The following is a 20340-nucleotide window of genomic DNA, read 5'->3' as shown; positions in this document are numbered from 1 at the left end:
AGATCCTTATGATGAAACCCATTACCCTTGTCGGCCTTCTCTGTTTGCTGACGCCCCCATTGCTGACGAGCCAAGCGCAGGGGGCCGAGCCTTCCGCCTCTGCCGCCGCCGCGACGAGCGGGGCCGTGGCCGCCTCCGCATCGGCCAGTACGCCGGCGCAGCCGGAGGCGGCGGTCCCATCTGCTGCGACCGCTGTACCGGCGGCTGCGGATACCACGGCTCCGCCATCGGCCAGCCCGGCGACGGCTGATGCACCGGCAGCGGCCCCCATTCCCGCTCCTGTCGCCACGGATAGCGGGCGCTCACCCAATAGCCGCCCCATGACCAGTACCCCGAGCAGCAGCAGTGGGCTGAATGTGGACAGCGGCACGCTGCAGGCGGTGCCGCTCTATCGCCAGGACGAGCTGCTCAACTGGATTGAGCAGGGGCGTCACCTGCAGCAGGTAAAGCAGGACAGGTGCCAGCTTACCCAGGATATCGAGGTGCGGGCCGAGGTGATGAAGGTGCCTGCCTATCAGTTTTTGTGGGGGGACATGCTGGCCTGGGGGGTCTGCATCAAGCCCAACGCGGAGCTGGGGGTCAAATTCATGTGGGAGGCGGCCAATCAGGGGTTGGCGCCGGCGCTGGAACAACTGGGCCGTTACTACTGGAAAGGCACGCTGGTGCAAAAGGATCTGCTCAAGGCCGAGACCCTGATGCGGGAGGCAGCCAGCCTGGGCTTCCAGCGGGCACAGATCGAATGGGTGGAGATGCTGCTGCAGGGAATGGGCAGCCCGCTCGACTATGAAGAGGCCTACCACTGGTTGCACAGCACGGTGATCGGCGACAAGGCGCTGCATCAGAAGGCGACCAGCTTGTTGAGCCGGCTGGGCAACCGGATGCCGGCCAACGCCATCGCCCGTGCCAAGGCGATGCACTGATCTAAAAAAATGACCCACGGATCTGCATCCGTGGGCCGGGAGGTGCCGGCCGCCGTGCCGTGACAGGCTGGCCCCTCAGCTGGTTATAGTGATTAGCCCGCTTTACAGATCTTGGTGGGGACCAAAAACTTCGTAATGGAGCTGGCCGGCCGGAATGCCCGCCGCGATCAGCTGCTGCTTGACTGCCTGCATGAAGCCGACGGGACCACAGAAGTAGTAGTGGGCCTGCGGCGTGATGCGCTCCTTCACTGCAGTCAGATCCATGGTGCCGGCAAAGTCGTACTCTTCGCCCTGCACATCACTGGCCTGCGGCTCCCGATACCAGACCCGGCTCAGCAGGTTGGCGTTTTGGCGGGACTTTTGCTGAATATCCTCCCTGAAGGCATGTACGGCACCCTGTTCACAGGCGTGCAGCCAGGTGATGTCGGCCTGATGGCCGTTCGCCAGCAGCTGGTTGAGCATGCTCATCATCGGCGTGATACCCACACCGGCCGAGAGCAGCACCACCGGGGTATGGCCATCGGCTTTCAGGTAGAAATCGCCGGTGGGGGGCATCACCTCAATCTTGTCACCCGCTTGCAGATGATCGTGCAGCAGGTTGGAAACCTGGCCCTGCGGCTCGCGCTTGACGCTGATGCGGTAGTGTTGGCCATTGGGCGCATCGGAGAGGGAGTACTGGCGGATCTCCTGATATTCCAGCTCGGGGTGGATCAGCTTGATGCTGAGGTACTGGCCCGGCTTGAAGTCCAGTACCGGCTTGCCATCCACCGGCGCCAGCAGGAAGGAGGTGATGAGTTCGCTCTCGACCCGCTTCTCCTTGATCAGGAAGGGGCGGGAACCCTGCCAGCCACCTGCCTGGCTCGCCTTCTCCTGATAAATCTCGCTCTCGCGGCCGATGAAGATGCTGGCGAGCACGCCATACGCCTTGCCCCAGGCATCCAGCACCTCGTCGGTGACCGCACTTCCACCCAATTCTTTGAGCGTGGCCAAGAGATGACTACCTACAATGTGATATTGTTCTGGCTGGATCAGGAAACCCGTGTGCTTGTGGGCGATACGCTCCACGGCCCCGGCCAGTGCCCCCAGGTTGTCGATGTTCTTGGCATAGGCCGCCACCGCATTGAACAACGCCAGCGGCTGACCGCCGCTGCGCTGGTGCGCCAGGTTGAAAATGTCCTTCAGTTCCGGGTTATGGCTGAACATGCGCTGGTAGAAGTGCTGGGTGAGCGCGGGGCCCGCCGATTCGAGCAAAGGGATGGTGCTTTTGATGACGGCGATGGTGGCTTGGTCTAACATAGGGGGTCCTTGCTAATTGAACATCTAAAATGTCACTTAATAAGCTGCATCCTAGATGTTTATTTGATCTGAATCAATAATCAATTTCCGCGCGATGCGCCACAGGCACTATGAGACTAACTAGCTATACCGATTTTGGATTGAGAGCCCTGCTCTATCTGGCGACTCTGCCGGAGGGCGAATTGTCAAGCGTGGCCAAGGTCTCCGCCTTGTATGACGTCTCCCGCAATCACATGGTGAAGGTGGTGAACCAGCTGGTGAAATTGGGCTATCTGCAGTCCCAGCGCGGCAAGAATGGTGGGATCCGCATGGCTTGTGCGCCTGAGACCGTCAACATCGGTCAGGTGATCCGGGCGCTGGAAGGGAATCTGGACGGGATAGATTGCGGCTCGCCGGCCTGCCACATCGTCTCGGTCTGTCTGCTGAAGAATGCCCTGAAGGAGGCGATGAACGCCTTTCTGGCGGTGATGGACAGCTATACCCTGCAAGACCTGCTGGCCAATCGCGACGAGCTGCAGAAGGTGTTCGGCGAATTGATTCCGACTCTGGTGCTGGAGCCGGATGAAGAGAGCGAGTGAGCAAGAAAAAAGGCTGCCAGTGGCAGCCTTTTTTCAATCTTCAAAACCAGACTCGTTACGGTATAAATCAGGCATTATCCGCGCCATCTTCACCATGTTGTTCTCCACTTCCAGGATCTCGATGGGGTAGCCGGCCAGCCGCAGGCTGATGTTGGGCTGGGGGATCTCCTCCAGGTATTCCAGGATGGCGCCATTGAGCGTTCTGGGCCCGTCGATGGGCAGTTGCCAGCTCATCTCCTTGTTCAGCTCACGGATGCTGGCCGAGCCCTCCACCAGGAAGGAGCCATCCGGCTGGGGGTGGATCTCGTCGCTGGGAGCGGGGGTCATGGAGGTGGTGAAGTCGCCCACTATCTCTTCCAGAATGTCGTCCAGGGTGATCAGTCCCTGAATGTCGCCGTACTCGTCAACAATGAGGCCGATCCGCTCCTTGTTGCGCTGGAACTTGGCCAGTTGCACGTTGAGCGGCGTTCCCTCCGGGATGAAGTAGATCTCGTCCACTTCCCGCAGCAGGCTCGACTTGTTGAACTGATCCCTGGCCATCAGCCGCAGTGCGTCGCGGGCGTGCAGAAAGCCCACCACGTCGTCTATGTTGTCGCGATAAAGCAGGATCTTGGTGTGGGCGCAGTGGGCCAGCTGGCGCAGTATGGTTTTCCAGTCATCGTTGATGTCGATGGCGTAGATCTCGCTGCGCGGCACCATGATGTGCTCCACCGTCATCTTGTCCAGATCCAGAATGCTGAGCAGCATCTCCTGATGACGCTGGGGGATTAGGCTGCCGGCCTCGTTGACGATGGTGCGTAGCTCCTCGGTATTGAGGGCGTCATCCTTGCTGGGGTTGAGCCGCAGCAGCTTGAGCAGGCCGCTGGTGATGCCGTTGATCAGCCAGACCAGCGGCGAGAGCGGCACCATCAGCCCCTTGAGCACCCAGGAGGCCGGGTAGGCAATCTTCTCCGGGAACATGGCTGCCAGGGTCTTGGGGGTCACTTCACCAAACACCAGCACGATCAGGGTCAGGCCGAAGGTGGCGATGGCCACCCCGAGATCGCCGAAGACGCGGATACAGACGATGGTGGCGATGGCCGAGGCGAGGATGTTGACCAGGTTGTTGCCGATCAGGATCAGCCCCAGCAGGCGATCCGGGCGAGAGAGCAGCTTTTCTACCCGGCGGGCGGCCTTGTGTTTGGTCTGGGCCAGATGCCGCAACTTGTAGCGGTTGAGGGACATCATGCCGGTTTCGGAACTGGAGAAAAAAGCAGACAAGAGGATCAAGATAACGAGAACAATCAGCAATGTACTCGTTGAGATACTGTCCAAGAAGGGCTCCTGTGGGAGTGGGTGATAAAAAGGGTGGCGGTCAGCTCAACAAGACTTCTTTGACGAAGCGGCTGCCAAAATAGGCCAGAGTCAGGATGAAGCTGCCGATCATACTCAGGGTGATGACCTTGCGACCGCGCCAGCCACGGGTATGGTGGCCCCACAGCAGCAGCACGTAGACGCACCAGGCCAGGATCGAGAGGATAGCCTTGTGGGATTTGCCTTGGGCGAACATGTCTTCGAGGAAGAACAGGCCGGAGGCAATGGAGAGGGTCAGCAGGAACAGACCCGCCGAGATGAGCTGGAATAGCCGCTTCTCCACCGTCATCAGGGGGGGCATGGCGGGCAGCTGGCTGATCTTGCGCGACTTCAGCTGTCGGTCCAGACAGGCGAGCTGCAGCGCAAACAGGCAGGCGATCATCAATACCGAGTAGGCCATCAGCGCCAGACCTATGTGCAGCAGCAGCTGGGGATGGGCCTCCAGATGGGTGATGTAGCGACCGGGAATGAGGGCGCTGGCCGCCAGCAGCAGGGCCGAGAAGCTGTAGACCACCGGCAGCAGGATCCAGCCGTTGAAGCGTCGGGTGACGCAGGTCATGAAGCAGCTGATGATGAGACTGACCAGCGATGCCACGTTGAGCATGCTCAGATTCTGGCCGGAGTGAGTCACCAGCACTTCGCCAGCCACGGCGGTGCCATGGGCGATCAGGGCCAGTCCGATGCAGGCAAACAGGGGGGCTTGTCCCACTGGTTTGGCACTGAGCAGCAGGTGCAGAGAGGCGATGATGGCCAGCAGATAGAACGCCAGGGCCAGAACAGAGATCACGATCATAACCGGGTCGTTGTCGAGCAAGCGATTGGGAATAGGAAGGGCAGTATACCTTGCACAAGATGTGCTCGCCAGTTGTGCTGCCGCCGATCCGCCCATATATAGGCAGCAGTCTGCCACAGCGGCGCGCACCAGAAGGTGCGCCGGCACCGGCCGAAATACCTGCCGCCAGCCCTTTTTGAGGGCAGGCCACCGTGTGTGCGGCGAATAATCGTCCTCATTGCGCCGGCTGAGGTATAATGCCCCCATTTGTTACGCCAAGAACCGGAATGCGTCATGTTTGAGAATTTGACTGAACGACTCTCGCGCACCCTGCGCAATGTCAGCGGCCGTGGTCGTCTGACCGAAGAGAACATCAAAGAGACCTTGCGCGAAGTTCGCATGGCGCTGCTCGAGGCGGACGTCGCCCTGCCGGTGGTGCGTGACTTCGTGGCTCGCGTCAAGGAGCGAGCGGTTGGCCAGGAAGTGGCCAAGTCCCTGAGCCCGGGCCAGGCCTTCATCAAGATTGTGCATGGCGAACTGGTCTCGGTGATGGGGGAGGCCAACGAACAGCTCAACCTGGCAGCCCAGCCACCGGCCATCATCCTGATGGCGGGTCTGCAGGGTGCCGGTAAAACCACCACGGTTGGCAAGCTGGCCAAGCTGCTCAAAGAGCGCAGCAAGAAAAAGGTGCTGGTAGTCAGTGCCGACGTCTATCGTCCGGCGGCGATCAAACAGCTGGAAACCCTGGCCAATGACATCGGTGTGGACTTCTTCCCGAGCGATGCCAGCCAGAAGCCGGTCGACATCGCCAATGCGGCCATCGATCAGGCACGCAAGAAGTTCTATGACGTGGTGATCGTCGATACCGCCGGCCGCCTGCACGTCGACAGCGACATGATGGACGAGATCAAGCATCTCCACGCCACCATCAAGCCGGTCGAAACCCTGTTCGTGGTGGATGCCATGACCGGTCAGGATGCCGCCAATACCGCCAAGGCCTTCAACGAGGCGCTGCCGCTCACCGGCGTGATCCTCACCAAGGCGGACGGCGATGCCCGCGGTGGTGCCGCCCTCTCGGTGCGCCACATCACCGGCAAACCGGTCAAGTTCATCGGTATGGGCGAGAAGACCGATGCGCTGGAGCCGTTCCACCCGGATCGTCTGGCCTCCCGCATCCTCGGCATGGGCGACGTGCTCTCCCTCATCGAAGAGGTGGAGCGTAACGTCGATAAAGAGAAGGCGGCCAAGCTGGCCAGCAAGGTCAAGAGCGGCAAGGGCTTCGATCTGGAAGATTTCCGCGAGCAGCTGGCCCAGATGCGAAACATGGGCGGCATGATGGGCATGCTCGACAAGCTGCCGGGCATGTCCGGCCTGCCGGACAACATCAAGGATCAGATGGATGACAAGCTCACCGTGCGGATGGAGGCCATCATCAGCTCCATGACGCCCAAGGAGCGTGCCCATCCCGACCTCATCAAGGGCTCCCGCAAGCGTCGCATCGCCGCGGGCTCGGGTATGCAGGTGCAGGACGTGAACAAGCTGCTCAAGCAGTTCACCGAGATGCAGCGGATGATGAAGAAGATGTCCGGCAAGGGTGGCATGCGCAAGATGATGGGGCAGATGAAGAACATGCTGCCGCCGGGATTCGGTGGTGGCCGCGGCCCCTTCTGATTGCCGGGTCGTCATGCACACGTCAGGGGCTCACCATGGGTGGGCCCTTTTCATGGGGCCGCTTGTGCAAAAAATGGCTGGCTTGGTTGCAATTATTACGAATCCAAGTAGAATTACGCGGCTTATTTTAAGCTAGGGTCCGCGTGTTTGCGGGCCTTGTTCATTAGATGTTAATGAGGACGATATGGTAACCATTCGTTTACAACGTGGTGGCGCGAAAAAGCGTCCGTTCTACCAGGTAGTAGTTGCTGACAGCCGTAACGCCCGTGACGGTCGTTTCATCGAGCGCGTTGGTTTCTTCAACCCGGTTGCTTCTGGTAACGCTGAAAAGCTGAACCTGGACCTGGCTCGCATCGAGCATTGGGTTGGTACTGGTGCCGCTGTTTCTGACCGCGTTGCCAAGCTGATCAAAGACGCTGCCAAAGCTGCTTAATCAGCCAAACGGTAAGGAGTTAAGGTGGAAAAACCTGTAGTTCTGGGCACCCTAGGTACCGTTTACGGCATCAAGGGCTGGCTTAAAGTGAACTCCTTCACCGATGTTGCCGAAGCGATTTTCGATTACAACCCCTGGCTGATCAATCAGAACGGGGCGTGGCGTGAAATTCAGGTTTCATCCTGGAAGCGTCACAACAAGGGTCTGATCTGCAAACTCGATGGTATCGACGTGCGCGAGGATGCCCTGGCATTGACCAATGTCGAGATTGGCGTAGCCGCCGATCTGTTGCCTGCGTTGCCTGAGGGCGAGTTCTACTGGCGTGACCTGATTGGTTGCTCGGTAGTGACCACCAAGGGATACGACCTGGGCAAGGTGACCGAATTGATGGAAACCGGCTCCAACGATGTGTTGGTGGTTGAGGCCAATGTAAAAGATGCCTTTGGTGCGAAGGAGCGGTTGATTCCGTTCCTGGAAGAGCAGGTGATCAAGAACATTGATCTGACTGCTCGAACAATCGAAGTTGATTGGGATCCTGGTTTCTAGTTTCCCGCGCTAACACGGGTGCCGGAGGTTTCTTATGTGGATTGGGGTGATTAGCCTCTTCCCTGAGATGTTCCGAGCCATTACCGAGCACGGGGTAACGGGTCGGGCCGTCAAGAGTGGCCTGCTGCAGATTGAGTGCTGGAACCCCCGGGACTTTACCCACGATAAACACCGTACGGTCGATGATCGTCCTTATGGTGGTGGGCCCGGCATGTTAATGATGGTTCAGCCGCTGCGTGACGCGATTCATGCAGCCAAGCAAGCGGCGGGAGACGGGGCGAAAGTCATCTATCTCTCTCCTCAGGGACGCAAGCTGACTCAAGCGGGCGTGACCGAGTTGGCGACGAATCAGAAACTGATTCTGGTCGCCGGTCGATACGAAGGTATCGATGAACGCGTGATACAAACCGAAGTCGACGAAGAGTGGTCTATCGGGGATTACGTGTTAAGTGGTGGCGAGTTGCCTGCCATGACCCTGATCGATGCGGTTTCGCGTCTGGTCCCTGGGGTTTTGGGCGATCAGGCCAGTGCCGAGCAGGACTCCTTCACGGATGGCTTGCTGGATCATCCCCACTACACTCGGCCGGAGTTGTTGGATGGATTGGCGGTGCCAGAGGCGCTGACAAGCGGCAATCACGAAGTGATTCGGCGCTGGCGGCTCAAGCAATCGCTCGGACGAACCTGGCAAAGAAGGCCGGAACTTATTAACAACCTAGCTCTGACTGACGAGCAAGAATCACTTCTTGCCGAGTATGTCCGCGAAGTGCGTGACAGCGTTAAGTAGAGTTTTCAGTTTATCCTAGGTAAGGAAAGACAATGAGCAAGATTATTCAGCAGCTTGAACAAGAGCAACTGCGTACCGACATCCCGGCTTTTGCCCAGGGCGACACCGTACGTGTTCAAGTTCGTGTTAAAGAAGGTGGTAAAGAGCGTCTGCAGGCTTTCGAAGGCATCGTTATTGCCAAGCGTAACCGCGGTCTGCACTCTGCTTTCACCGTTCGCAAGATCTCCAACGGCGAAGGTGTTGAGCGTGTATTCCAGACTCACTCTCCGCTGATCCACAGTGTAGAACTGAAGCGTCGTGGTGATGTTCGCCGCGCCAAACTGTACTACCTGCGCAACCTGTCCGGCAAAGCTGCTCGTATCAAAGAGAAGCTCAACTAATTCGATTCGAATTGGTGTCGGTATGTCGGCGAAAAGCTCGACAGGTAGTGAAAAGGCTCGCCAATGGCGAGCCTTTTTTGTATCCGCTTTCGGGTGTGTCGGCTCAACCTGGCTGGCTGACCCGTACCACCGAGTTGTCCCGTCCGAAGGGACCGGGCACGTAGTCATCCGCCGCCCAGTCATTGTCGTAGTGGGTCTCCCCGTTGGGTTGCACCAGCTGGTAGCAATACTCGAAATGAGCGGGACCGTCGGTCGGCAGATTGAGGGTGGTCCTGAACTCACCGCTCTTCATCCGCTTGAGCTCGATGGGTTGCCACTGGCTGAACTCCCCCAGCAACAGCACCTGCTCGGCCTCTCCTGCTGCCTCTTTTTCCACGGCAAAGGTCACCTTGACCTCGGGGCGGGACTTGAGAAATTGCTTGTTGATCGGCATGACGCCTCCTTGTCCTGATTGCGAAGAAATAGCTGCTGGCTATTTTTATATCACTTTATGACAAGGATGTTGATAACCGAGATCAAGCGGGCAGGGCAAAGTGGCGCTGCAGCAGCCCGTGGGTAAAGCCTATCTTGAGGTAAAAGCCGCGCGGCAGGGTCATGATCGGCTGGCCATTGCGGCCGATGGCCCGGGTCAGAGCCTTGTTGTTGGCCGCCTTGGGACGCAGTTGCAGCACCTGGCCGTGGCGGGCGCTGATCTGCTCCACCTCTCCCAGCACTATCATGTCCATCAGCTCTTCCCAGTCCTGGCGCAGCAGCCGCTCTTCCTCTTCATTCGGGCTCCACAACAGCGGCATGCCAATCCGGCGCTCACCGATGGGGATCTCGCGGCTGCCCTCCACCGGGATCCAGAGCACGCGAGAGAGCTTGTTGCGCACATTGGATTGTTCCCACTGCTGGCCGCTGACACCGATCAGCGGTGCCACGCAGACGAAGGTCGTCTCCAGCGGTTTGCCCTGAGGATCGATGGGGATCGTCTTGAGTTCGATGCCGAGATCCGGGAAGTCCTGTTCGGGCTTGCTGCCGGCGCTGGCCCCCAGCTGCCACTCGATCAGCTGACCAACCCAGCCCTTGTCACGACGCAGATCCGCCGGCACGGCGATACCGGCCGTGGCGGCCAGCTGGGCCAGCGTGAAGCCCGCCATGGCATAGGCGCGGGCCAGCAATTCCTGCTCTGACTGGGGGCTGGTGGGCATGGGTCACTCCTGCAAAGGGGAATTATTCTAGCAACTCTGATCCTCGCTGAGGATCGCTGTTTTTATAACCGATCCTGGCAGGGGTATGCACAGGGGGGGCTGTTTTGTGAGTAAGTACTTATCATAATGATTTTAAACAAATTTGTCTCTATATCCTCGGTCATTGACCAGCAGGATCCAGGCTCAAAATAGTTGTCCAAGGGTTTGCTCGCGCTGTTGCACACAGTTATCCACAGAAATCTTGGATAACTGCCGGCAAGTGCTAATAGTTGGCTCATTGTTACAAAAAAATGTGAAACAGCACCGATTTCAACGGCGATTCCAGAGCAGATAGTGTGCCACTCCTGTGGATAAAATAGCCGTGGTGGATCTTTGAACAGTCGAACTTGTTCACAATCGAGATCCCGGATCGCCAGCCGTGAAAGACATGGATCTTGATCCAGCATTGATTGTTTAACACTATGTATTTAAATACATATTCTGTTTTTATCAACATGGGGTATGCTGTCGCCTGGTTTGGATCAGATAAATGAAACTACTGTATATACCCGCTTGCTCACAGGCTTATACACAGTCTGGGTGGGCAACTTGGTCCAGTTGATCCTTAGATTTGTTTATAAGTCGGCTTGAAATTGAAAGTTATTCATGAATGGGGGATCGCAGTCCCTGTTTGCTGCCACGAGGTGAATGTGGAACAATCCCCTTATAGATTCAGCCTTTATAAGGTGATCACGTGATAGATGGCGACGGGTTTCGTCCCAATGTCGGAATCGTGATCTGTAACCGTGACGGACAAGTATTGTGGGCTAAGCGCTATGGGCAGCACTCCTGGCAGTTTCCGCAGGGAGGGGTTGATGATGGTGAGACGCCGGAGCAGGCCATGTATCGTGAGCTGTATGAGGAGATAGGCCTCAAGCCCGAAGATGTGACCATCATGGCCACCAGTCGCAACTGGCTGAAGTACCGCTTGCCCAAACGCCTCGTTCGTTGGGACAGTTCACCGGTCTGTATTGGCCAAAAACAAAAATGGTTCTTGCTGCAGCTGGATCCGGGCAGGGAGTCCAGGATCCAGTTCGGCTGTCATGGTCATCCCGAGTTTGATGACTGGCGTTGGGTCAGCTTCTGGTATCCGGTCCGTCAGGTCGTCTCCTTCAAGCGGGAAGTCTATCGACGGGTAATGAAGGAGTTTGCCCCGCTGGCGATGCCGGTGCCGGCTATTCAGGTCAACAAGAAGGATGGGCGGCGCAATCGCCCCCGTTAAGGAGCACAGATTAGTTGTTAACGGAACTCAGACGCATCGTCGAAAGCATGGCCGAGGCCAATACCCTCGAGCTGGCCTTGCAGGCACTGGTCAGCCAGACCCGGCTGGCCATGATGGTGGACTGCTGTTCCGTTTATGTCTCAGAACCCGAGATGCGCCGCTACCGACTGGCCGCGACCGATGGTCTGGCCGAGTCGGCGGTGGGCAAGGCCACCCTGCCGTTCGAGCAGGGCATTGTCGGTCTGGTGGGTCAGCGGGAAGAGCTGATCAACCTGGCCGATGCCCCCTCCCATCCCAGCTTCAAGTTCCTGCCCGATGTGGCCGAAGAGGCGTTTCGCTCCTTCCTCGGCGCTCCCATCATGCATCAGCGTCAGGTGGTGGGCATTCTGGTGGTGCAGCAGAAGGAGAGCCGCCTCTTCGATGAGGGGGAAGAGTCCTTCATGGTGACCCTGGCGGCCCAGCTGGCGGCCCGGATCGCGCAGGCGCAGGCCAAGGGCTGGCTGCAGAAGACCGACTGGAGCAAGCCGCTGCGCGGCATCGCCGGTGCCAGCGGCATCGCCATGGCCAAGGCCTGGGTGTGGCGGCCGCGCAAGGAGCTCAACTCCATCACCCCGCGCAAGGATGAGGATCACGCCAGACAGCTGGAGCGGCTGAATGTGGCGGTGGAGGAGGTGCGCCATGATCTGGAGAGCCTGGCACTGCGGTTTCGCGAGAGCTACAGCCAGGACTCGGTCGCCATCTTCGACATTTACCTGCATCTGCTGAACGATCCGGGCTACATCAAGCCCATTCGCAACAAGGTGAGCAAGGAGCACTGGACGGCGGTCTCGGCGGTCAAGCTCATCAGTGACCGGTTGATCGATCAGTTCAAGGGGATGAAGGATCCCTACCTGCAGGAACGCTCCACCGATGTGAAGGACATCGCCCAGCGGCTCATCAGCCGGCTGGTGCAAAACGAGCCCGAGCATATCGCCATCGGCGAGCCGGTGGTGCTGGTCGCCGACGAGGTGACGGCCACCATCCTGGCTGAAGTCCCCCGCGAGTTTCTGACCGGGGTAGTGTCGCTCAAGGGGGGCACCAACTCCCACGCCGCCATTCTGGCTCGCGCCATGGGAGTGGCGGCTATCATGGGGGTGGATCTGCCGCTCGGCGACATCGGCGGTCGCATGCTGGTGGTGGATGGTTACAGCGGCGATCTCTTCATCGAGCCCAATCAGGTGATCCTGACCGAGTACCGCCAGCTGCTGAGCGAGGAGCGGGCGCTCGATACCCTGGTGCGCAGCGTCGACAACCAGCCCTCCGAGACGGCCGATGGCGTGCCTGTCTCCCTGCTGCTCAACGCCGGGCTCAGTGCCGACACCGAAATATCCCTCAATCAGCTGGCGGACGGGGTCGGCCTCTATCGCACCGAAATCCCCTTCATGCTGCAGGACAGCTTCCCCTCCGAGTGGGAGCAGACCGCCCGTTATCGCGGCATCCTGGAGACCTACCGCAACCGGCCGGTCTGCATGCGGACTCTGGATGTGGGCGGCGACAAGCAGCTGCCCTATTTCCCCATCGTCGAGGAAAATCCCTTCCTTGGCTGGCGGGGGATCCGGCTCACCCTGGATCACCCCGAACTGTTCCTGGTGCAGCTCAAGGCGATGCTGCGGGCCAGCGAAGGGCTGGATAATCTGGCCATCATGCTGCCGATGATCAGCAGCGTCAGTGAAATCAAGGCTTCCCGCCGCCTGCTGGATCAGGCGTGGCGGGAGGTGTCGGAAGAGGCGGCCAGCCGGGAGGCGGTGATCCGCTACCCGAGCCTGGGGGTGATGATCGAGGTGCCTTCCGCCCTCTACATCCTGCCCGAAATGGCACCGCTCATCGATTTCTGGTCGGTGGGCAGCAATGATCTGACCCAGTACCTGCTGGCGGTGGATCGCAACAACGCCAGGGTCGCCAACATCTACGATGCCTTCCATCCGGCGGTGATCCGCGCCCTGCAACTGCTGGTCGATGCCTCCCATCGTTACCAGAAGCCGGTGTCGGTGTGTGGCGAGCTGGCCGGTGATCCGGTCGGGGTGCTGCTGCTGCTGGCCATGGGCTATCGCCGCTTCAGCATGAACACCCACAACATCGCCCGCATCAAGTACGTGCTGCGTCAGTCCACTCTGAGCGAACTGACGGTGCTGCTGACGGATGGCCTCAAGCACGACAACCCGCACGTGCTGCGCGGCCTGTTTGCACGCTATCTGGAAGAGCACGGCCTGGGCGGTTTGCTGCGCGCCGGTCACAAAACGAAACAGACTGATTGATAATCATGCCTTGTCCCTGCTGACGAATGATCGGAAAATGCGGCTTTTCTTATGACTGGGGCCGCATATGCAGCACGATGGATATTGGGTTTTCTCGCAGATTGATCCCGTAGCATTCAGTTTGGGACCACTATCGGTACGCTGGTATGGTCTCATGTATCTGTTTGGCTTCGCCTTTGCCATGTGGCTGGCGGGGCGCCGCGCGGATGCGCCGAACAGTGGCTGGACCCGCAACGAGGTCTCGGACCTGCTGTTTTACGGCTTCCTCGGGGTGATCCTGGGTGGCCGGGTCGGTTACGTGCTGTTCTACAACTTCGACATGTTCCTGGCCGATCCTCTTTACCTGTTCAAGATCTGGACCGGTGGCATGTCGTTCCACGGTGGCCTGATCGGGGTCATTACCGCCATGGTCTGGTTTGCCCACAAGACCAATCGCCACTTCTTCACCGTGGCTGACTTTGTGGCACCGCTCATTCCGTTCGGCCTCGGTGTCGGTCGCATCGGCAACTTCCTCAACGGCGAGCTGTGGGGCCGGGTCACCGATGTGCCCTGGGCCATCATCTTCCCGGAGGCGGGCCCCGAGCCACGTCACCCGTCCCAGCTCTATCAGTTCGCGCTGGAAGGAGTGGTGCTGTTCATCATCCTCAACCTGTTCTGGCGCAAGAACCCGCCCCGTGGCGCCATCTCCGGCATGTTCCTGCTGTTCTACGGCCTGTTCCGCTTCCTGGTGGAGTTCGTGCGCCAGCCGGACAGCCAGCTCGGTCTCTACTTCCAGGAGATCAGCATGGGCCAGATCCTCTCCACCCCGATGATCATCATCGGTGCCCTGATGATCTGGGTTGCCTACAAGCGCCCGCAGCTGTTCGGTAACAGCGCCAAGGAGGCAAAGCAATGAGAGCCTATCTCGACCTGATGCAGAAGATCCTCGATGAAGGGACCGTCAAATCCGACCGTACCGGTACCGGCACCGTCTCCCTGTTCGGTCATCAGATGCGCTTCAATCTGGCGGAAGGCTTTCCGCTGGTCACCACCAAGAAGTGCCACCTGCGCTCCATCATTCACGAGCTGCTGTGGTTCCTCAATGGCGATACCAACACTGCCTACCTGAAAGAGCACGGCGTCAGCATCTGGGACGAGTGGGCCGACGAGAACGGCGATCTGGGGCCGGTGTATGGCGCCCAGTGGCGTTCCTGGCCGGCGGCTGACGGGTCTGTCATCGATCAGATCCAGAAGGCGGTGGACGACATCAAGCACAATCCGGATTCGCGCCGCATCATCGTCTCCGCCTGGAACGTGGGCGAACTGGACAAGATGGCGCTGGCTCCCTGTCACGCCTTCTTCCAGTTCTACGTGGCCGACGGCAAGCTCTCCTGCCAGCTCTACCAGCGCAGCTGTGACGTGTTCCTCGGCCTGCCGTTCAACATCGCCAGCTACGCCCTGCTGACCCACATGATGGCCCAGCAGTGTGACCTGGAAGTGGGCGACTTCGTCTGGACCGGTGGTGATGTGCACCTCTACTCCAACCACATGGAGCAGACCGCGCTGCAGCTCTCCCGCGAGCCGCGCCCGCTGCCGACTCTGGTGATCAAACGCAAGCCGGACTCCATCTTCGATTACAAGTTCGAGGATTTCGAAATAGAGGGTTACGACCCCCATCCCGGCATCAAGGCGCCCGTCGCCATCTGATGTGAAAGGCGCCCATGAGGCGCCTTTTTTATGCATAAAAACCACAGGATATTCACTCTGGTGACTGGGCTTCGAGTGACATCCGGGTGAGAGAAAACCTGCTTATAGCAGACATGTTTGATTTTGCCTTCGGTTTTCTCGTTGTATTTCGCAGTAAGAAACGATTTTCCATTAATTGTTATGGGATATAGACTCAAAACAAAGTAATACTGTGGATAATTTAACCATGAGCGACGTAATCAAAAAGTTCCTCAAGCTGGAGGCTGCCTCCGGAATAATTCTGATCATGGCGGCCATGCTGGCGATGATCCTGGCCAACAGCGGCCTGGCCGGCAGCTATCAGGCCTTCCTCGATACCCAGGTGCAGGTGCGTATCGCTGCCCTTGACATCAACAAGCCGCTGCTGCTCTGGATCAACGATGGCTTCATGGCCGTCTTCTTCCTGCTGGTCGGCCTCGAGGTGAAGCGCGAGATGCTGGAAGGGGCCCTCTCTTCCCGGGTGCAGGCTACCTTCCCGGCCATCGCCGCGGTGGGTGGCATGCTGGCGCCCGCGCTCATCTATGCCTTCTTCAACTACTCGGATGAAGTGGCGCGTGCCGGCTGGGCTATTCCCGCCGCCACCGACATCGCCTTCGCCCTCGGGGTGATGGCGCTGCTGGGCAAGCGGGTGCCGGTCAGCCTCAAGGTGTTCCTGCTGGCGTTGGCCATCATGGATGACCTGGGCGTCATCATCATCATCGCGCTGTTCTACACCCAGCAGCTGTCGCTGACGGCGCTGGCGATCGGCATCCTGGCGACCCTGACCCTGCTGTGGATGAACCGTCGTGGCGAGGATCGGATCAGCCTCTACATGCTGGTCGGGCTGGTGCTCTGGGTAGCGGTGCTGAAATCTGGCGTCCATGCGACCCTGGCCGGGGTCATCGTGGGCTTCATGATCCCGCTCAACGGCAAGCGCTATGCATCGCCGCTCAAGCAGCTGGAGCATGCCCTGCACCCCTGGAGTGCCTACCTGATCCTGCCGCTGTTTGCCTTTGCCAATGCCGGGGTGTCGCTGGAGGGGATCGGTCTCTCCGCCCTGCTGAGCCCGGTGCCGCTCGGCATCATGCTGGGGCTGTTCATCGGCAAGCCGCTCGGGGTGTTCACCATCAGCTGGCTGGCGGTGAAGCTCGGCATTGCCCAATTGCCCAACGGGGTCAATTTCAAACAGATCTTCGCGGTCAGCATCCTGTGCGGCATCGGCTTTACCATGTCGATGTTCATCGCCTCGCTGGCCTTCGAGCACGGCGGATTGGATTACGGCAGCTATTCGCGCCTCGGGATCCTGGTGGGATCGACCCTGGCGGCGATCGTCGGTTATCTCGCCCTGCGCATGGCGCTCCCGAACCGGGAGGCCGACCAAAGCACGGAGGGGTTATGAAAAGACTAGGATGGCTGGCCTTGCTGGCGCTGAGCCAGACGGCCTGGGCCGGCAGTCTGCAGGATTGCCAGCAGGATGCGGCCTCGGCCGGCTGCTCGGCCTACCTCAACGGGGTGGTCGACAGCGCCCTGATGCTGGGGGACAAGCAGGCCAAGGCCCAGTTTGGCGAGACCTTCGCCGAGCGGGCGCTGAGCAGCCGGGCCGGCGAGCGGGTCAAACAGTCCAACAAGCGTTATTGCGGGGAGCGGATGCCGGATCCGGCCCGTCTCAAGGCCCATCTGCAGGCACAGTTCGACGCGAACAAGGTTGACTCGATCAGCGACATGTATGACATTCTGGCGGCTGAACTCAGTTGCTACCGGAGTCCGCGCAGCGCGGGAACCCCATCGGATGTCACACCTTAACTACAACCATCTCTACTATTTTTGGATGACTCAGAAGAAGGGCTCCGTCACGCAAGCGGCGGAAGCCCTCTTCTTGACCCCGCAAACCGTCACCGGCCAGATCAAGCTGCTGGAGCAGCGTCTGGGCGGCAAACTGTTGATGCGAAAAGGGCGTTCCCTCGAGGCGACCGAGCTGGGTCAGCTGGTGTTTCGCTATGCCGACAAGATGTTCAGCCTCTCCTACGAGATGCTGGATATCGTCAACTACCGCAAGGAGAGCCAGATCCTGTTCGACGTCGGCATCGCCGATGCGCTCTCCAAACGCCTTGCCAGCCGGGTACTGCTCTCCGTCATCCCCAACGACGGTTCCATCCACCTGCGTTGCTTCGAATCGACCCACGAGCTGCTGCTGGAACAGCTGAGCGAGCACAAGCTCGACATGATCCTCTCCGACTGCCCGGTGGACTCCAGCCAGCACGCCGGCCTGCTCTCCAAGCGACTCGGTGGCTGCGGGGTCAGCTTCTTCTGCAAGGCGCCACTGCCATCGCTCCCTTTTCCCGCCTGTCTGGAGGAGCGCAAGCTGCTGATCCCGGGCCGGCGCACCGCCATGGGTCGCCAGCTGACCCAGTGGTTCGAACAGCAGGGGGTATCGCCCAGCATCCTCGGCGAGTTTGATGATGCGGCCCTGATGAAGGCGTTCGGCTTCTTCAACCAGGGCATCTTCATGGCTCCCACCATCTATCGGGAGGAGATCCTGGAGGGGGAGGAGGTGATGCTGCTGGGGGAGACCCAGGATCTGATGGAGGAGTACTACGTCATCTTCGCCGAACGGATGATCCAGCATCCGGCGGTAAAACGGGTATGCGAGAGCGATTTCTCCTTTCTGTTTGCCGGTCAGGAGGATTTCACCACGATTCAACCGGCAACCCTGTCATTTTAAATCGACGGGCCACAGAGTATGATTCTTGCCTCGAACGAGAGGGAATGAGATGCAACTGGAAGAGATGGAGGCAAATGCAAGCCGGGCGGTCGCTCTGCTCAAGGCGCTGGCCAACGAGCGGCGCTTGTTTATCCTGTGTCAGCTGCTGGAGCGGGAGCTGTCGGTGGGCGAGCTAAACGAGCGGCTGGGTTTGAGCCAGTCGGCGTTGTCACAGCATCTGGCTGTGTTGCGGCGGGATGAACTGGTGGAGACGCGCAAGGAGGCCCAGACGGTCTACTATTCGCTGCGCAGCCACGAGGTGCGCGAGATGATAGGATTGCTGCACAAGTTGTACTGCAGCGAACAGAAATAAAAAACCGGCACGAAGGCCGGTTTTTTTAGCTTTGTTCAGCGGATGCTGAATTAAGCCATAGCTTTGATCTGGGCAGACAGGCGGCTCTTGTGACGAGCAGCTTTGTTCTTGTGGATCAGGCCTTTGGTCGCCATACGATCCATGATCGGCTGAGCAACAGCGAAAGCGGCAGTCGCGGCAGCCTTGTCGCCGGAGGCGATGGCAGCGATGACTTTCTTCAGGTAGGTACGGGTCATGGAACGACGGCTGGCGTTGTGCTGACGACGTTTCTCTGACTGAAGAGCGCGCTTCTTAGCAGATTTGATGTTAGCCAAGGTAAAACTCCTAAAACTGTCTTAGCGAGTGTATTGAAAAGGCCCGGAAATATGCCTTCTCAACCACATATTGTCAAATGATTTGTGCAAATAAACACCGCCCCCCGGTGGTGTGTCAGATGGGAGACGGTTAAACTGTCGGCCGATTCTAACAGCATTCTTTTCTTTCCGACAGTTCCAGAGGCCTCGTCTTGAGTAAGAAATTGATCAAATCCGGCATGATAGTGTCCGGAATGACGTTGGCGTCCCGCGTGATGGGCTTGGTGCGCGATGTGGTCATCGCAAATCTGCTCGGTGCCGGGGTGGCCGCAGACGTCTTCTTCTTTGCCAACCGCATTCCCAACTTTCTGCGTCGTCTGTTCGCCGAAGGTGCCTTCAATCAGGCCTTTGTTCCCGTGATGACGGAGTACAAGAAAAAGGGCGACGAGAGCGAGGTGCGCGAGTTGCTGGCCGCAGTGGCGGGCACCCTCGGGGGGATCGTCACCGTGGTCACCCTGCTCGGGGTGCTGGGCTCCGGGGTGCTGACCGCCCTGTTCGGCTGGGGCTGGTTCTGGGACTGGTTGCACGGCGGGCCGGCGGCCGAGAAGTTCGAGATGGCGAGCCTGATGCTCAAGATCACCTTCCCCTATCTCTGGTTCATCACCTTTACCGCCATGGCGGGGGCCATCCTCAATACCTTCGGCCGCTTCGGGGTCTCCTCCTTCACGCCGATCTTTCTCAACATCACCATGATCGCCGCCGCTTGGTGGATCTCGCCCTGGCTGGACGACCCTGAGCTGGCGCTGGCCATCGGTGTCTTCCTCGGCGGTCTGGTGCAGTTCCTGTTCCAGTTCCCATTCCTGCGCCAGATCAACATGCTGGTGTGGCCCAAGTGGGGTTGGCACCATCCAGGGGTGGTGAAGATCCGCACCCTGATGATCCCGGCGCTGTTCGGGGTGTCGGTCAGCCAGATCAACCTGCTGGTCAACACCATGCTCGCCTCGTTCCTCGCGACCGGCGCCATCAGCTATCTCTACTACTCGGATCGACTGCTGGAGTTCCCGCTCGGCATGTTCGGTGTCGCCATCAGTACCGTCATCTTGCCGGCGTTGGCCAAAAAACACGTGGATGCCGATCCGGCCGACTTCTCCCGCACCATGGACTGGGGGGTACGGATGGTGATGCTGCTCGGCCTGCCGGCCATGGTGGGCATCGCCGTGCTGCGCGAGCCCATTCTGCGAGTGTTGTTCATGCGCGGTGAGTTCGGCTTGCACGAGGTGAGCATGTCCAGCGCGAGCCTGCTAGCATCCACCACGGGCCTGCTGTCGCTGATGCTGATCAAGGTGCTGGCCCCTGGCTACTATGCCCGCCAGGATACCCGCACCCCGGTACGGATCGGGATGATGTCGATGGCGGCCAACATGGCCTGCAACCTCATCTTCATCTATCCGCTCGGTTACGTGGGACTGGCGCTGTCGACTGCCTGCTCGGGCACGCTGAACGCGGCCCTGCTGTTCAAGGGGCTCCATCAGCAGAACGTCTACCGGCCCTCCCGCCACACCGGGGTATTCTGCCTCAAGCTGCTGACCGCAAGTCTGCTGATGGGGGGCGTGCTCCTCTACCTCTCGCCGGATCTGGCCCAATGGGGCGCCTGGCACATGAGCAAGGCGAGCATGCAGCTGACCATGCTGTTGGTGCTGGGGGGCGCCATCTATGCCGGTGTCCTGCTGGCGCTGGGCATTCGGCCAAAAGATCTGAGAGCAGGGCGGGATGACTGAGTCGGCGCGCCAT

General features: G+C 59.3%; 22 protein-coding genes. 16 read left to right on the top strand and 6 right to left on the bottom strand.

Annotated elements, in window-relative coordinates; translation table 11 throughout:
* Positions 1 to 320 precede the first annotated feature (320 nt).
* The gene (locus OKB87_RS05335; RefSeq protein WP_016349413.1) at positions 321 to 920 is read left to right on the top strand and encodes a tetratricopeptide repeat protein; all 600 of its coding nucleotides are present in this window, start codon (positions 321 to 323) and stop codon (positions 918 to 920) included.
* Positions 921 to 1022: 102 nt separating this feature from the next.
* On the opposite strand, the gene hmpA is transcribed toward OKB87_RS05335, so the two are convergent.
* Positions 1023 to 2216 carry an NO-inducible flavohemoprotein gene (gene hmpA / locus OKB87_RS05330; RefSeq protein WP_270826708.1) on the bottom strand — a complete coding sequence of 398 codons (1194 nt, stop codon included), beginning with the start codon at positions 2214 to 2216 and terminating at the stop codon, positions 1023 to 1025.
* A 110-nt stretch (positions 2217 to 2326) separates the two neighbouring features.
* Here hmpA and OKB87_RS05325 point away from each other — a divergent pair, with 110 nt between their 5' ends.
* Complete coding sequence (locus tag OKB87_RS05325) at positions 2327 to 2794, top strand: Rrf2 family transcriptional regulator (RefSeq protein ID WP_011704626.1); 468 nt, start codon at positions 2327 to 2329, stop codon at positions 2792 to 2794.
* Positions 2795 to 2827: 33 nt separating this feature from the next.
* Here OKB87_RS05325 and OKB87_RS05320 read toward each other — a convergent pair whose 3' ends face one another.
* Both OKB87_RS05320 and OKB87_RS05315 read right to left on the bottom strand, forming a co-directional pair.
* Positions 2828 to 4108 carry an HlyC/CorC family transporter gene (locus OKB87_RS05320; RefSeq protein ID WP_011704627.1) on the bottom strand — a complete coding sequence of 427 codons (1281 nt, stop codon included), beginning with the start codon at positions 4106 to 4108 and terminating at the stop codon, positions 2828 to 2830.
* 40 nt (positions 4109 to 4148) lie between these two features.
* A complete protein-coding gene (locus OKB87_RS05315) occupies positions 4149 to 4940 on the bottom strand; it encodes a cytochrome C assembly family protein (RefSeq protein ID WP_270826707.1) in 792 nt (263 codons plus the stop codon).
* A 273-nt stretch (positions 4941 to 5213) separates the two neighbouring features.
* Between OKB87_RS05315 and ffh the strand changes: the two genes are divergently transcribed.
* From ffh to rplS, 5 genes are all read left to right on the top strand, one after another.
* Positions 5214 to 6590 carry a signal recognition particle protein gene (ffh, locus tag OKB87_RS05310; RefSeq protein WP_011704629.1) on the top strand — a complete coding sequence of 459 codons (1377 nt, stop codon included), beginning with the start codon at positions 5214 to 5216 and terminating at the stop codon, positions 6588 to 6590.
* 184 nt (positions 6591 to 6774) lie between these two features.
* Positions 6775 to 7023 (top strand): 30S ribosomal protein S16, encoded by a 249-nt coding sequence (gene rpsP, locus OKB87_RS05305; RefSeq protein WP_005341383.1) that lies wholly within the window; start codon positions 6775 to 6777, stop codon positions 7021 to 7023.
* Positions 7024 to 7047: 24 nt separating this feature from the next.
* The gene (gene rimM / locus OKB87_RS05300) at positions 7048 to 7569 is read left to right on the top strand and encodes a ribosome maturation factor RimM (protein ID WP_270826705.1); all 522 of its coding nucleotides are present in this window, start codon (positions 7048 to 7050) and stop codon (positions 7567 to 7569) included.
* A gap of 34 nt (positions 7570 to 7603) precedes the next feature.
* Positions 7604 to 8353, top strand: coding sequence for a tRNA (guanosine(37)-N1)-methyltransferase TrmD (gene trmD, locus OKB87_RS05295; protein ID WP_011704631.1), 750 nt, complete (start codon positions 7604 to 7606; stop codon positions 8351 to 8353).
* A 32-nt stretch (positions 8354 to 8385) separates the two neighbouring features.
* Positions 8386 to 8733 (top strand): 50S ribosomal protein L19, encoded by a 348-nt coding sequence (gene rplS / locus OKB87_RS05290; RefSeq protein ID WP_005313505.1) that lies wholly within the window; start codon positions 8386 to 8388, stop codon positions 8731 to 8733.
* 103 nt (positions 8734 to 8836) lie between these two features.
* Here rplS and OKB87_RS05285 read toward each other — a convergent pair whose 3' ends face one another.
* Positions 8837 to 9166 (bottom strand): isoamylase early set domain-containing protein, encoded by a 330-nt coding sequence (locus OKB87_RS05285; RefSeq protein ID WP_270826704.1) that lies wholly within the window; start codon positions 9164 to 9166, stop codon positions 8837 to 8839.
* 82 nt (positions 9167 to 9248) lie between these two features.
* A complete protein-coding gene (gene mutH, locus OKB87_RS05280) occupies positions 9249 to 9923 on the bottom strand; it encodes a DNA mismatch repair endonuclease MutH (protein ID WP_270826703.1) in 675 nt (224 codons plus the stop codon).
* A gap of 733 nt (positions 9924 to 10656) precedes the next feature.
* Here mutH and rppH point away from each other — a divergent pair.
* The 8 genes from rppH (at position 10657) to OKB87_RS05240 (ending at position 18256) form a co-directional block, all read left to right on the top strand.
* Complete coding sequence (gene rppH, locus OKB87_RS05275; protein ID WP_024944577.1) at positions 10657 to 11184, top strand: RNA pyrophosphohydrolase; 528 nt, start codon at positions 10657 to 10659, stop codon at positions 11182 to 11184.
* A 14-nt stretch (positions 11185 to 11198) separates the two neighbouring features.
* Positions 11199 to 13478, top strand: a complete 2280-nt coding sequence (gene ptsP / locus OKB87_RS05270; RefSeq protein ID WP_024944576.1) for a phosphoenolpyruvate--protein phosphotransferase — start codon at positions 11199 to 11201, stop codon at positions 13476 to 13478.
* Positions 13479 to 13545: 67 nt separating this feature from the next.
* Positions 13546 to 14373 carry a prolipoprotein diacylglyceryl transferase gene (lgt, locus tag OKB87_RS05265; protein WP_270826702.1) on the top strand — a complete coding sequence of 276 codons (828 nt, stop codon included), beginning with the start codon at positions 13546 to 13548 and terminating at the stop codon, positions 14371 to 14373.
* Positions 14370 to 15164 carry a thymidylate synthase gene (gene thyA, locus OKB87_RS05260; protein WP_118881930.1) on the top strand — a complete coding sequence of 265 codons (795 nt, stop codon included), beginning with the start codon at positions 14370 to 14372 and terminating at the stop codon, positions 15162 to 15164. The genes lgt and thyA overlap by 4 nt, the downstream gene beginning before the upstream one ends.
* 226 nt (positions 15165 to 15390) lie before the next feature.
* Positions 15391 to 16581: a Na+/H+ antiporter NhaA gene (gene nhaA / locus OKB87_RS05255; RefSeq protein ID WP_024944573.1), complete on the top strand. Its 1191-nt coding sequence runs from the start codon at positions 15391 to 15393 to the stop codon at positions 16579 to 16581.
* Positions 16578 to 16985: a hypothetical protein gene (locus OKB87_RS05250; RefSeq protein ID WP_026080223.1), complete on the top strand. Its 408-nt coding sequence runs from the start codon at positions 16578 to 16580 to the stop codon at positions 16983 to 16985. Before nhaA ends, OKB87_RS05250 begins: the two co-directional genes overlap by 4 nt.
* Positions 16972 to 17904 carry a transcriptional activator NhaR gene (gene nhaR, locus OKB87_RS05245; protein WP_017409027.1) on the top strand — a complete coding sequence of 311 codons (933 nt, stop codon included), beginning with the start codon at positions 16972 to 16974 and terminating at the stop codon, positions 17902 to 17904. Before OKB87_RS05250 ends, nhaR begins: the two co-directional genes overlap by 14 nt.
* Before the next feature lie 49 nt (positions 17905 to 17953).
* Positions 17954 to 18256, top strand: coding sequence for an ArsR/SmtB family transcription factor (locus OKB87_RS05240; RefSeq protein WP_016349423.1), 303 nt, complete (start codon positions 17954 to 17956; stop codon positions 18254 to 18256).
* A 50-nt stretch (positions 18257 to 18306) separates the two neighbouring features.
* On the opposite strand, the gene rpsT is transcribed toward OKB87_RS05240, so the two are convergent.
* Positions 18307 to 18570: a 30S ribosomal protein S20 gene (rpsT, locus tag OKB87_RS05235; protein ID WP_005308808.1), complete on the bottom strand. Its 264-nt coding sequence runs from the start codon at positions 18568 to 18570 to the stop codon at positions 18307 to 18309.
* 191 nt (positions 18571 to 18761) lie between these two features.
* Between rpsT and murJ the strand changes: the two genes are divergently transcribed.
* The gene (murJ, locus tag OKB87_RS05230; protein ID WP_016349424.1) at positions 18762 to 20327 is read left to right on the top strand and encodes a murein biosynthesis integral membrane protein MurJ; all 1566 of its coding nucleotides are present in this window, start codon (positions 18762 to 18764) and stop codon (positions 20325 to 20327) included.
* Positions 20328 to 20340 lie beyond the last annotated feature (13 nt).

It is taken from the genome of Aeromonas sp. Y318-1, assembly GCF_027706125.1.
In the GTDB taxonomy this organism is placed as follows: domain Bacteria; phylum Pseudomonadota; class Gammaproteobacteria; order Enterobacterales; family Aeromonadaceae; genus Aeromonas; species Aeromonas hydrophila.
Note: the sequence above shows the minus strand (reverse complement) of the source record. Positions and strands in the feature narration are given on the sequence as shown.